At 63.2% G+C, this 13,006-nt stretch carries 8 protein-coding genes; 4 read left to right on the plus strand and 4 right to left on the minus strand.

The window, feature by feature from the left end; translation table 11 throughout:
- Positions 1–340: 340 nt before the first annotated feature.
- On the minus strand, positions 341–1,450 hold the full coding sequence (locus PG2093B_RS08045) for an acyltransferase family protein (RefSeq protein WP_129898053.1): 1,110 nt from the start codon (positions 1,448–1,450) through the stop codon (positions 341–343).
- An 89-nt stretch (positions 1,451–1,539) separates the two neighbouring features.
- A complete protein-coding gene (glf, locus tag PG2093B_RS08050) occupies positions 1,540–2,724 on the minus strand; it encodes a UDP-galactopyranose mutase (RefSeq protein ID WP_129898054.1) in 1,185 nt (394 codons plus the stop codon).
- Positions 2,725–2,890: 166 nt separating this feature from the next.
- Between glf and PG2093B_RS08055 the strand changes: the two genes are divergently transcribed.
- Positions 2,891–4,501 (plus strand): sialate O-acetylesterase, encoded by a 1,611-nt coding sequence (locus tag PG2093B_RS08055; RefSeq protein ID WP_242502889.1) that lies wholly within the window; start codon positions 2,891–2,893, stop codon positions 4,499–4,501.
- A 138-nt stretch (positions 4,502–4,639) separates the two neighbouring features.
- The gene (locus PG2093B_RS08060; protein ID WP_129898119.1) at positions 4,640–5,614 is read left to right on the plus strand and encodes a glycosyltransferase; all 975 of its coding nucleotides are present in this window, start codon (positions 4,640–4,642) and stop codon (positions 5,612–5,614) included.
- Here PG2093B_RS08060 and PG2093B_RS08065 read toward each other — a convergent pair.
- The gene (locus PG2093B_RS08065) at positions 5,611–6,663 is read right to left on the minus strand and encodes a glycosyltransferase (protein ID WP_129898055.1); all 1,053 of its coding nucleotides are present in this window, start codon (positions 6,661–6,663) and stop codon (positions 5,611–5,613) included. The two genes, PG2093B_RS08060 and PG2093B_RS08065, sit on opposite strands and share 4 nt — an antisense overlap.
- 489 nt (positions 6,664–7,152) lie before the next feature.
- Between PG2093B_RS08065 and PG2093B_RS08070 the strand changes: the two genes are divergently transcribed.
- On the plus strand, positions 7,153–9,354 hold the full coding sequence (locus tag PG2093B_RS08070; RefSeq protein WP_242502890.1) for an LTA synthase family protein: 2,202 nt from the start codon (positions 7,153–7,155) through the stop codon (positions 9,352–9,354).
- Positions 9,355–9,378: 24 nt separating this feature from the next.
- Positions 9,379–11,424, plus strand: coding sequence for a glycosyltransferase (locus PG2093B_RS08075; protein WP_129898056.1), 2,046 nt, complete (start codon positions 9,379–9,381; stop codon positions 11,422–11,424).
- A gap of 38 nt (positions 11,425–11,462) precedes the next feature.
- On the opposite strand, the gene PG2093B_RS08080 is transcribed toward PG2093B_RS08075, so the two are convergent.
- On the minus strand, positions 11,463–13,004 hold the full coding sequence (locus tag PG2093B_RS08080) for a glycoside hydrolase family 25 protein (protein WP_129898057.1): 1,542 nt from the start codon (positions 13,002–13,004) through the stop codon (positions 11,463–11,465).
- Positions 13,005–13,006: the final 2 nt, after the last annotated feature.

Raw genomic sequence — 13,006 nt, forward strand, 5'->3', positions numbered from 1 at the left:
CAAACCCCCTCGGGTACCACACGGGCGGGCATCGGACTGGCAATCAAAAACCACAACCACACCAAAACAGCGCGATCATGGCAAGTAGTACAGTACACACTATTGAGTTCTCAAACCACCAAACACACCCACAACCCAACCCCGGGAACCCCGGCAAGCCATGAGCGGCAGCAAGAGAAAAACCTACACCAACCCCCACCACAACACAACCCACCGGCGTGTCGCAACCCCCACAACCCAACAACCACAACACATCCACCGGCGTGTCGCAAACACCCACAACACCAGAGGGGCGACTGCAACGCAGCCGCCCCTCAGACAGACATTTCACCAGCACGCATCACTGCGCGGCGGAAGCCCCGCCGCCGGCCGGCGCGGTCAGCGGCCGCCCGCCTTCCACCTTGGCCTGCTCCTTCGCCTTGGCGAGCGTCGGGTAGAACCACGTGTTCACCACCGGCACGTAATACAACGCCCATGCACCCAGCAGGTCGATCACCAGATGAGCGCAGAACGCCACCGCCACGAGCGGTATGCCAATCGTCTTCGCGTGCAGTGTCACGAGCCACTCACCCCATGGCAGCACATCGTCTTCAATCAGATGCACGCACAGGATGGCGAGCGTGGCCTGGCCCGCGCGGCTGAGCACGGCGCCGATCCACTGCACATGGTCGAGCAGTTGGCACAGGCCGATGACGCACAAGGTGCCGGCGATGCTGCCGACCGCCGCCATCACCGGATGCACCCCATAGTTGTTCATGGCCATGCTGAACCCGGTGAATTTCCAGATCGAGAGCGCCCACAACGCCACCGCCACAACCCAAATCCACGGGTACCTGCGCACGCGTCCCAGCACGTCGTACCGTTTGGCGAGCACACCCAAGTACACGAACGCCACCGCGCACATGCCCGACTGGAAGCTCCATGGCAGCCATACACTGCGGCTCGAGACCCAGCCCATCACAAAGCTGCCGGCCACCCAGCAGCCGGTATAGGGCATGCGTGCGAAGATGTGCATGAGCAGGCGCGCCCAGAACATGGCGAGCAGGAACCAGATGGCGCCGATGCGCCCCTGCACCTCCCACATCGTGTTGGCGGAGACGTCACCGGAGCCGTACCACGCGGCATCGGCCCAGAAGCGCATCATGTCACGCACGTTGAGGTGCCGCAGTTTGGCCATCACGCCGGCGCCCACGACCACGAGGCACGCCGTGATGGCATAGGTGAGCACAAGCTGTTTGCCTTCTTTGCGCCACTGGAAATCACGCTCGGGGTGCATGAAGTACCCGGCGATCAGAAAGAACAGCGGCATATGGAACGAAAAGCACGTTGCCATGGCCCATTGCGCCGTGTTCGACGGCTCCACGAATATCGATTCGATGGCGGCATGACCGAGCACCACGCATAGGATGCCGATGCCCTTGGCCATATCGAAAAAACGGATCCGCTGCACAGCCGGCATCCTTGGTTCCCTTCTCTCCCACGCACAACACGCGGGCCGGGAACAGTGCCCGGCCCGCGTGCGCTTCAGCCTGTTGCGGATCAGTCCTTCTTGAGCATCGGTTCGATCTGCTCCCCATACGCGGTGAGCGCCTGATCGATCACATTGTGCATGTCGTAGTACGCGTATGTGCCCAAGCGCCCGCCGAACACGACGTCCGGCTCTTCGGCGGCCTTCTGCTTGTACTGCGCGTACAGCGCCTTGTCCGCCTCGGTGTTGATCGGGTAATACGGCTCGTCGTCGCGGTCCGCGAAACGCGAGTACTCCTCCCAGACCACGGTCTTGTCGGGGTTCTGCTGGTCCGCGCGCTCCGGGTTGAAGTTCTTGAACTCGATGGCGCGCGTGTACGGCACGTCGGCGTCGGAGAAATTCATGACCGGGCAGCCGAAATGGTCGCCTTCGTCGTAGCGCACCTCCTTGAAGTCCACGGTGCGCCACTTGAGCTCGCCCAGGTCGTAGTCGAAGTAACGGTCCACCGGGCCGGTGTAGACGACCGGCACGCCCGCTTCGAGCAGCGCCTTCTTGTTGTACGGCTGCGATTCGTCGAAGAAGTCGGTGTTGAGCGAGACCTCGATGCGCGGGTCGTCGATCATCTTTTCGAACCATGCGGTGTAGCCGTCGACGGGCAGGCCCTCCCACGTGTCTTTGAAGTAGCGATTGTTGTAGTTGAAGCGCACAGGCAGGCGCTTGATGATACTCGCTGGCAGTTCGCTCGGGTCGGTCTGCCATTGCTTGGCGGTGTAGTTCTTGATGAACGCTTCGTACAGCGGGCGTCCGATGAGCGAAATGCCTTGGTCGTTGAGATTCGCCGGATCGGTGCCCGCGAGCTCGCCGGCCTGCTCCTCGATGAGCGCCTTGGCTTCGGCGGGCGTGTAGTGCGCGCGGAAGAACTGGTTCACCGTGCCCAGATTGATCGGCAGCGGATAGACCTCGCCGTCATGCGTGGCGTAGACGCGGTGCACGTAATCGGTGAACGAGGTGAAGCGGTTGACGTAGTCCCACACGCGCTTGTTGGATGTGTGGAACAGGTGCGCGCCGTACTTGTGGATCTCGGCGCCGGTCTCCGGATCCATGTACGAGTATGCGTTGCCGCCGATGTGGTCGCGCACGTCGATGATGCGCACGTTCACGCCCAGCTTCTCCACCGCCTGCTGTGCCACGGTGAGGCCAAACAGACCGGCCCCCACAATGACCAGATCCGGGTATTCGTTGTTTTCGGATGCCATATCCGCTTTCCTTTCGCTGTTGCTCCTCTGCTGCGCAGCACAGTTCCCACGCGCCTGCGCGAACACATGAACTCGTGATTATGAATGGTAGAGCTACCCTAGGAAACAATGCAGCGGCCTTCTGGACCCATACGATGCCTACTTGTCACGAACCGAGGAATCCACCATGCAGCTTTCGACGCAGTCCCCGCACAGCACGCGCGCACAGCAACACAAGACACGTGAATCGCACGGCTTCCGACGTGCGTTTGTCCTGCTGCTCGCCCTGTGCATGTCCGTCTGCGCGGGCGCTTGCGGCGCGCGCCCCGATGCGGGCGGCGCATCCGCCACCGCCACAGGCGCACCTGCATCCAGCACTGTGGCGGTGACCCTGCAGCCGTATTTCGCGGAGCACATGGTGCTGCAACGCGAGGCGCCCATCACGATCAGCGGGCTCATCGCACGCCAAGACGGCGATGTGGACGCGTCAAAGCTCGAAGTCTCACTCACCGGCGACGGCGCCAAACACACCGGCACCGCCACCGTGGCGAAGGGCCGGTTCACCGCCACGATCGATCCCCTGCCGGCGAGCGAGACCCCGTATGCACTCACGATCGCGTACGACGGCCGCTCGGTGTTTCATCTTGACGAGGTGTACATGGGCGACGTGTTCGTGGCGAGCGGACAGTCCAACATGGAGCTCAACTACCAGCAGTACTACGGCACCGAGCAGCAGGCGCGCGAGAACCTGAGGTCCGCGTTCACGCTCGACGACTTGCCCGAGTTGGTGAACGACCCGGGCATCCACTTCGTCCGTGCGGCACATGACACCACCAGCGTGGATTTTCCGATGGACAGCGTCATGGACGGCCAATGGAAGCCATGCACGGGTTCGAACGCGCAGTATCTGGGGTATCTGCCGCAGTTCTTTGCGCAACAGCTACGCGCCCGCGAGCCGCATGTGCCGGTGGGCATCATACAGACTTCGTGGGGCGGCACGCCGATCAGCAGCCATGTGCCGGGAGGGAGAATCTACAAGAACCACATCGAGCCATTGCGCGGCATGCGCATCGCCGGCGTGCTGTGGTACCAGGGGTGCAATGACGCGTGGCAGCTGCAGAACGCGCTCGAATACGAGGCGCGGTTCAGCACGCTCATCAACGATTACCGCGCCGTGTTCGCAGACCCGGACCTGCCGTTTTTGTATGTGCAGCTCGCACGATGGGGCGGCGCGCAGTACACGCAGTATGTGCGCCAAGCGCAGCTTGACACGCTTACCGATTCCAATCTCAAGAGCACATCCAATCTGGGGATGACCGTCGCCATCGACACCGACAAAGGCACATCCTCGGTGATTCACCCGCTCGGCAAAGACATCATCGCCGCTCGCATGGCCGACCAGTGGCATGCGATCCGCGCGCACAAGGCGATTCCCTCCGGCCCGATCGCCGCAGCCGCACGCCGCGCCGGCGACGGCACGGTGCAACTGACATTCCAGAGCGGCACCGCGCAGGGATTGCGCGCGATGAAACCGGATTATTCGCTCTCGGCGAGCGCCGACGCGGTGGCGACCGCCACGTCGCAACCGGTGGAAGGGTTCGAAGTGGCCGATTCCAGTGGCGAGTTCCGCAAGGCCACGGCCTCGATCGACGGCAGCACCGTCACATTGCGCTGCCCGCAGGTGCGCACGATCAGCCAGGTGCGGTACCTGTGGGCCGGCGAGCCGCACAGCGATAGTTTGCTGTACAACGCGAGCGCCCTGCCGGCGAGTCCGTTCATCCTTGCGGTTTCGCGGTGAACGGGCCGGCGGCGTTCGCTCAAGGCGTGGAAATGCACGCGCCTGCACATCGCTTCGTCATTGTGTGTGGTTTACGATGGAACCGTGAAGAAGTCGGACCAGCAACCCACACGCGAACTGCCTCCATTCACACTGCTTATGTCGGTGTATGGTGGCAACACGCTTCGCGAGCTCGAGCGCGCCGTGCAGTCGGGCACGATCGAGCAGACGCTGCCGCCTGCGCAACTCGTGATCGTGCGCGACGGCCCGGTGCCCGACGACATCCAGCGGTACCTCGATTCGCTGCCCTCCACGATGGCAGTGTGGTTCGCCGTCGAGCACCCGGACATGCCCGCCCCCACCGTCACGGTGGTGCCGCTCGAGGAGAACCATGGGCTCGCCCACGCGCTCAACGTGGGGCTTGAGCATTGCCTGTACGAATACATCGCACGTGCGGATTGCGACGACGTCTCGCTGCCGAACCGTTTCGCCACTATCATCCCGCAATTCGTCGCGTCGTCACGCGCGGCGTCGCATGCGCGGGCGGACGGCTCGGGCAATGTGGATGTGCTGGGCAGTGCGATCCGCGAATTCAGCGACGACGAGCGCGAACCCGGGCAGGTGCGCCTGCTGCCGGCGGAAGGCGCCGAACTCGCGAAATACGCGCGACTGCAGTCACCGATCCACCACCCGAGCGTCGTGTTCCGCAAATCCGCGGTGATCGCGGCGGGTGGCTACCCCGAAGACGCCGGCCGGTTCGAGGATTACATGCTGTGGGAGCGCATGATGCTCAACCATGCGCAGTTCCTCAACGTGCCCGAGCCGCTTGTGCTCTACCGCACGAACAAAGAGGCGTATGAGCGGCGCGGCGGATTCTCGATGTTCGTCGAGGAATGCCGCCTGCAGTGGCGGTTCATGCGCGACGGATTCACCACACCATGGCAGTTCCTGCGCAATGTGGCCGTGCGCGCGGCGTACCGGCTCACGCCGATGGCGATCCGCCGCCGCGCCTACCATGCAATCGTCGACAAGCGCAATGGTGAGCTTGCGGCTGCGCCCGAGCAGCCGGAGCCACCGAAGCGCGGCCGGCACAGCGCGCCGGGCAACCCTGAAGACGCGTCGAACGCGTCCTAATCGCGGGCGGGTACGCTTTCGCACGCGCGCACGGCGCGGTTCACTGCGGCGTCGCCGAAATCGATGCGCGTATTGCGTTCGGGCGTGGTATGCCAACCGTCATGCCAACCGCGGCGCAGGCAGTCGGCGATGACCGTGCGGTCCGGCGAGCGCAGCCATGTCAGCGCCCAGCGGCGTACGGTCTTCAGCAGGAACAGCACACGTTCGGCGCGCGTGAAATTGCCGCGCGACTCGCGCCACAGCCAGATCTTGTTGCGCACCTCGTTGTAGAAGCGTGCGCCCGGGTCGGCGTCGCTCGAACCGAAGACCTTCGTCTTGTGCACCACTTCGCTCGCGGGCACATAGTAGCTGATGTGCCGTTTGAGCAGCGCGGTGGTGTATTCGTAGTCGTCGTTCCACAGAAAATACGCGGTTTTGGGCAGCCGGCGCATGGCGGCGACCGTGTCCGCGTTAAGCAGGCACGAGACGAACGAAAGCGAGCGCGTCTGGTAGGCGGAAGGGAAACCGCGCAGTTTCGCGCCGCCCTTCGCAGGGTGCGTGCGGGGGCGCGGCTTGTTCATCAGGTGTTCGCGGCCGTCGGTCCACACGGCCTTCGACCCCAAGGCCACCGGCACGCGGCCGTTCTGCGCGACGCACGCGTCGGAGGCACGCAGCAGCTCCTCGAGCGCGTTGGGCAGCGGCACGGTGTCGTCGTCCATGAGCCACACGTCGTGCACGAGGCCCGGTTGCGGCTCATAGCCGCCCATGCGGTAACCGGCGCCGGATTCGTGCGGGCCGAGCGGCTGCATGAGCGGCTCGACGGCGAGCGCGATTCCCGCAGTGAAGCCGCCCGCGCCGCCCACATTGCGCGGCAGCGCCACCACGCGCGTGGGGATGGCGGTGCGCGCGGCGAAACGGCGGCCCACGGCGAGCGCGCCGTCGGTGCTGGCGTTGTCGATGATGATCAGGCGGTCGGGTTGGCGCGTCTGCCGGTCGATGCCGGCGAGGCATTCGGCAAGCAGGTCTTCGCGATTGTACGAGACCACGACGGCGGTGACGGAATAACGCATGGCTCCAGCATACCCGGGGCGCGTGTGCTGGCGCTATCGGCCACGCTGACTACAATGCTGATGCACGGCTGCGCGCCATTGAGAGAATGACCAAGGCGATTGGCGCAGCTGTGTGCAGTGTTTGTGGAAAGGCAATACCGTATGAGTAGTTCGATCAGGCGCCATCACCACCGCCACACCGGCACCCGTCTGCGCAGGCTGCACGACGCGAAAATCGAACGCATCAGACGGCGGCACCGTGCCGACCGCACACCCACGCCCATGGCCGGGGGCCGCATTGCTACGGCTGGCACCACTATCACCACCGTACTGGGCACTTCCCAAATCGCTACGGGTAGTGTCTCTTCTGCTACGGGTAGTGCTTTAGCCTCGACGGGCCCTGCAGAAACGGCCATTTTCAGCGGAAAATCTCCGAAGGAGAGCGGGAAAAACACTACCCGTAGCAAAGAAGGCACTGCCCGTAGCAAGCATACCAAGACAGAGGGCACTGTGGATGCGGCGAATGGCACGAACGGCAACGCCGAGAACGGTGAGGGCAAGCCTGTCGATGCTGTGGATTGGCGCAAGCACCCGATCCGCGCCTGGCGCGCACGATATGACCAGTACAAGCAGACCAGGTTCTACCAGACCTGGGCCAAGCGCCCGAAGTTCTCGTATGGCGCGTACGTGGTGATCATGTTCGTGCTCATCGAGATGGCGAACATGTTCCTGCTGTGGAGCGTGGTGCCGCAACTCACCTATGACCCGACAGCGGAAGACGGCCTGGTGATGCAGGTCATGGATGGCACATACCATTGGCTGGCCAACACCTCCGGCATCCTCAACTTCTTCGCGCTTGGCATCCTGTATCTGATCTGCGTCACCGTGACCAACCGCTTCTGGATCGGCACGGCGGTGTTCGGCGCGATCGCCGGCATCACCGCATTCGCGGGCAAAGTCAAGGTCGCCATGCGCGGCGAACCGATCATCCCTTCCGATCTGGGGTTCCTGACCGGCAATGGTGGCGGCGGTGAGCATGTCACCTCATTCGTGACCGACGACCTGCGCACCACCATCAACGCCGGCGTTTCGCTCGTTGTCTGGTTTGTGGTGCTCTGCCTGCTGTTGCAGCTCATCGACCGGCGCTCCGCTTTCATCCATTGCTCGTGGCGCCACCCGATCGCGAACGCCAAGAACACCTTCGGGCTCGTCTGCCGCATCCTCGCGCCGGTGTTGAGCGTCTGGCTCATGGTCTCGTATGCCACCGGCCTTGCGATCCCCGGCTCGCGCACGCGCGAACTCGCTGATGACGTCGGCTATATTCCACGCCTGTGGAACGTCATGGACGATGCCCAGCAAGCTGGTGCCACAACCACATTCCTCAGCCTGACGAATGTGAAGGCGATGGATGATGAGCCCGGCTACAACGAACAGGCGATGAAGGCCATCGCACAGCGCTACAGGCAGGCCGCCGCACGCATCAACGCGGAACGGTCGAGCACACTCACGGACAACACCGTGATCATGGTGCTCTCCGAATCGTTCTCCGACCCCAACCGCGTGCCGGGCGTGCATTTCAACACCGACCCCATGCCGTTCATCCGCTCGCTTGGCGACGTGACGACGTCGGGGCTCATGCTTTCACCAGGATATGGCGGTGGTACCGCGAACATCGAGTTCCAACAGATGACCGGCCTGAGCATGGCGAATTTCAGTGACACCATGCTCTCGCCGTACCAGCAGCTTGTGCCGACACGCCCCGAGATGTATTCGTTCAACCAGATGTGGAACCAGGCATGCGGCTCCACAAGCTGCTCGGTCGGCTTCCATCCCTTCCTCCAAAGCTTCTATCTGCGTGGCGCGAACTATAAGAAGTTCGGTTTCTCTCACCTGTACACGCTCGACAGCGACCCGAAGATCACGCACGCGGGCACCTACCACGGTGCGGTGGCCAATTCAGACAATGTAACCGACGAAGAGGCCTACAAGAACGTGGTCGAAGAGGTACGTTCCAACACCTCCGGCGACAAACCGGCCCAGTACATCGAGCTCGTGACGATGCAGAACCATTCGCCCTACCCGGACCTGTACGGCGGTGAGAACGAATTCCACGCCGCGAACGATTCGCAGGGCGTGCCGGGCAACGAGATGGGCGTGCACTCCGAATACGCCAAGGGCGTGCAGCGCACCGACGAGGCCACCGAGCGGTTCCTCAACGACCTCGACGCCATCGACAGCCCGATCACCGTGGTGTTCTACGGCGACCATCTGCCCGGCATCTACACGACCGCCTCGCAAAACACGAAGAACAATCTCGCGCTCCACGAGACGAACTACTTCATCTGGTCGAACGCCGCCTCGAAATCGCACGACACCAAGCTGCCCGAAGCAGATGCCGCCTACACGTCGTCGAACTTCTTCATGGCGCAGACGGCGCAACAGCTCGATTCGAAGATCTCGCCGTACCTGGCGCTGCTCGACGAGCTGCATGCCGCAGTCCCCGCGATCTCACGCGCGTCCACGAACATGGGCGAATGGGAGACCGAGGACGCGCCGACGTACCTGAACAGCGAAGGCGAGCCGATCGACCCAAAGTCGCTCTCCGCAGAAGCCAAACAGCTGCTCGACGACTACCGCATGGTGCAGTACGACATGACGGTGGGCGAGAATTACCTGCAGCAGATGGGATTCATGGATCTGCCGAAGCAGTGAGCCGCTGTCGTTATACTGGGGCGTATGCCGAGAACGAACCCTTTGCAATCCCAGTCATCCACCCCGCAATGGCAGGCGGTGAGCCGTGTCGTCTACCCCGTGCTCGATCAGGACCTGACGATGCCGCTGTACGCGATCGAGTGGACGCGCCCGCACATGGGCGAAGGCACGCTCGACCCGCACAAGGACTTCGTCTCGCTCGACTTCGCGCAGATGACGAAAACCGAGTTCCGCTCGCTGCTTGAAGACACGGCCCACGCGCAGCCGGCCGACGGCGCACACAGCGTGTTCCGAGTGAACGGCCGCGCGTCGCTCACCGTGCTCGCCGGGCGCCACGCCTCGCTGTGCACGTTCTTCAACGCCTTCCCCGCCGGCTATTGGCGGCGCTGGACGAGCGTGGACACCGTGCGCTTCAGCGCGCGCGTGCGCGGCCGCGGCACGATCATGCTGTTCCGCTCGAGCGGCCGTGGTCTGTTCGAACCCGCCGGCACCATCGACGTGCACGCCCCGACCCGCGCGACGACCGTGCACATGGACTTGGCCATGACCGGCCTCATGGACGGCGGCTTCTTCTGGTTCGACGCCAAGGCCGGCGACGACGACGACCTGACGATCGAAGACGCCGCATGGGGCGTGCCCGTTGAGGCGCGCCGCGGCAGTGACGGCACGCTGTCGATCGCCATCACCACGTTCAACCGCGCGCCGTACTGCCTCGACCAACTCAAGGCGATCGCCGGCGACGCGAATGTGCGCGGGCGGCTCGACACGATCTACTGCACCGACCAAGGCACCGACCTGGTGCGTGACCAGCCGGGTTTTGCCGCAGTGGCAAAGGATCTGGGCGGTCAACTCACCTACGTGCGCCAACGCAACATGGGCGGCTCCGGCGGCTTCGCGCGCGGCATGTACGAGACGCTCAAAGCAGGAAACAGCGACTACACGCTGCTGCTCGACGACGACGCGATCAGCGAGCCCGAGTCGATCATGCGCGCGGTGCAATTCGCCGATTATTGCACACGCCCCACAATCGTGGGCGGCGGCATGTTCCACCTCGACAACCGCACGATGTTGTACACGCTCGGCGAACGCTACAACCGCGCGTCGTACTGGACACAGCCGGCGGCCGGGCTCGAATACAACCATGACTTCGCCACGCAGCCGCTGCGTGATTCGCCGAAGCTGCACCGGCGCGCGGATTCCGATTTCAACGGCTGGTGGATGTGCCTGATCCCCACGCAGATCATGCGCGAGATCGGCTTGGCGCAACCGCTGTTCATCAAATTCGACGACATCGACTACGGCCTGCGCGCTGAGGAGCACGGCTACCACACCGTGTGTCTGCCGGGCGTGGCCGTATGGCACCAGGCGTGGCATGCAAAGGACCCCTCGCGCACGTGGGAGGGGTATTACCTGTACCGCAACCATTGGATCTGCAGCCTGCTGCACTGCACCAAGCCCTCATGGCACTTCCTGTACGGCATGCTGTTCGACGATGCGAAGGCCGGTGTGGAACTCGTCTATTCCGCCATGCACCTGCACCATCTGGCGCTGCGCGACATCATGCGCGGCCCCGATTACATCGCGGACACACTGGCCACGAAACTCGGCGATGTGCGCAAGGCGCGCGAAGGATTCCCGGATTCCGAGACCACGCGCAACCGCGATGACTTCCCCACCCCGAAGGCCGAATACATCGCGAACATGAAGCCGCGCCCGAGCATGATCGACGTGCGGCTGCAGGCGATGAAGACGATTGCGAAGGCATTTGTTTCACGTGGAAACGGCATGCGAGACACGCAGCCGGATCTGCTCATCCCCTCGCGCGACGCATCCTGGCCCGCCTACGCAGGTGTGAATTCCGCGGTCGTGACATCTCCGGACGGAGATTCGGTGGCGTGGCTGCGCCGCGACAGCAAGCTCTACCGCCAGCAGACGATGCGCGGGCTGTTCCTGGCCAAGGAGCTGCTCAAACGTTGGGAAGCCTTGGCCAAGGAATACCAGAACTCCAATATGGCCAGTTTCGAGGCGTGGGCCAAGGTCTTCGAATCCCCGGAGAACCAGCTGCAGTAGCGACGCATGTCCCCGAATCCACCAACAGCGGATTGCGATCAGGCGAGACGCGCGTCCAGACGATGGAGGAACGCGGCCATGTCCTGACGGTAGACGGTCGTCATGCCCTCATAACGCCAGGAACCGTTGGCGTTCTGGTAGCCATCGGAGATGCGAGCGCCGCCGAGCCATTGGATTTCCGCGGCATGAGGCGTATCCGAAGTGACATCGGTGAAATCGGTGCGCGGGGTCACACCGCCCGATTTGCCCGCGAGGTCGGCCAGACGCTTGAGGAACGCGGCCATGTCCTGACGGTAGACGGTCGTCATGCCCTCATAGCGCTGTGTGCCATCCTCATTGTCATAGCCGTCGGCGATGCCGGCATGCGCCAACCACAGGATATCCTCCGCATGGGGCGTTCTGTCATTCACATCGGAGAACGTCGCCCAATCGGCGGCGGTCGGCTTCCACGTCCTGGCATCACCGATATCCCGGTTCGCGGCCACACGGCGCAGGAACGCCGCCATGTCCTGACGTACGACGGCGCTCATGCCACGGAATGTGCCGTCGGGGAAACCGGTGGTCACGCCGTATTGCGACAGCCATACGACATCGTCATAATGCGGGGTGCGGAACGTCAGGTCGCGGTATAGGCTCTTGTCGAAGACGTTCATGTCCACGTCGCCGCTGATTCCGGGCACCGCCGCGGAGGACGTGTACTGCCATCCGCGCGAGCCGTTGTAGCTCGGGAACGTGTAGTCGAGCTTCGTGTTGTATTGCGCGATCCACTTTGTGCGCGCGTGCAACCACGTGGTGTTGAGCCGCGTGTTCATGTTGTTGAGATAGCTGTAGATGTACACGTCGTTATAGCCGGCGGAGGAGAGCGCGCTGAAATACGTGCGCGCGATCCGCTCGTATTGCGAAGCTGCGGTTGGCATCGTATGACCGCCCCAGTCCTCCTGTTCGAGATCGTAGAAGATTGGGAACGCATTGTCGGTGATCTTGTACTTACGCAGCAGCCGCACCGTCCAATTGCCCTCATTGCGGGCAAAGTCCGTGTCGTACGCGTAGCTGTAATGGTAGATGCCGAAGGGAATCTTCAGCGCGCGCACCTGGGCAAGATATCGGGCAAAGTATTTGTCTTCGTAGCCATACCCGTAGCCGATGCGCAGAATCACGCCGTCGACTCCCGAATTCTTCACTTGGTTCCAATCGATGTTTTTTTGGTGCTCAGACACATCGATGACCTTGAGCACCGGGTTCATGAGAGTGCCGTCCGACTGACGGAAGGTCTTGTAGGCATTGCCGGGGCCGGTGGAGCCCCAGCCCCACTGCGTGCGTGGCGCCATGGATCGCAGCATGGAGCGGGGCGTCGTGGACTGCTCGCCGGAGCCCGGATCGGTGGAGGCGTCCGCGCCGGCCCACATATGCGTCGGGTTCGGTGGCACGTCTTCCGCCGCCACCTCCATTTGGGTGGCGGCGGTGTCTTCCTGCGCATACGCTGGTGCCACTGCGGTCACACCACCTCCCCATGCCAGTGCCGCTGCAAGCACGGCCACGATGAGCGAGACGCGAATCCTCGGGTGGGAATGCTGGCCCATAT

Source organism: Bifidobacterium pseudolongum subsp. globosum (genome assembly GCF_004155535.1).
GTDB lineage: Bacteria > Actinomycetota > Actinomycetes > Actinomycetales > Bifidobacteriaceae > Bifidobacterium > Bifidobacterium pseudolongum_C.

Coding starts and splice junctions, on each gene's coding strand:
- glf (WP_129898054.1), bottom strand. CDS start 2,724: ATGGCATCCGAAAACAACGAATACCCGGATCTGGTCATTGTGGGGGCC.
- PG2093B_RS08055 (WP_242502889.1), top strand. CDS start 2,891: ATGCAGCTTTCGACGCAGTCCCCGCACAGCACGCGCGCACAGCAACAC.
- PG2093B_RS08060 (WP_129898119.1), top strand. CDS start 4,640: ATGTCGGTGTATGGTGGCAACACGCTTCGCGAGCTCGAGCGCGCCGTG.
- PG2093B_RS08065 (WP_129898055.1), bottom strand. CDS start 6,663: ATGCGTTATTCCGTCACCGCCGTCGTGGTCTCGTACAATCGCGAAGAC.
- PG2093B_RS08075 (WP_129898056.1), top strand. CDS start 9,379: ATGCCGAGAACGAACCCTTTGCAATCCCAGTCATCCACCCCGCAATGG.
- PG2093B_RS08080 (WP_129898057.1), bottom strand. CDS start 13,004: ATGGGCCAGCATTCCCACCCGAGGATTCGCGTCTCGCTCATCGTGGCC.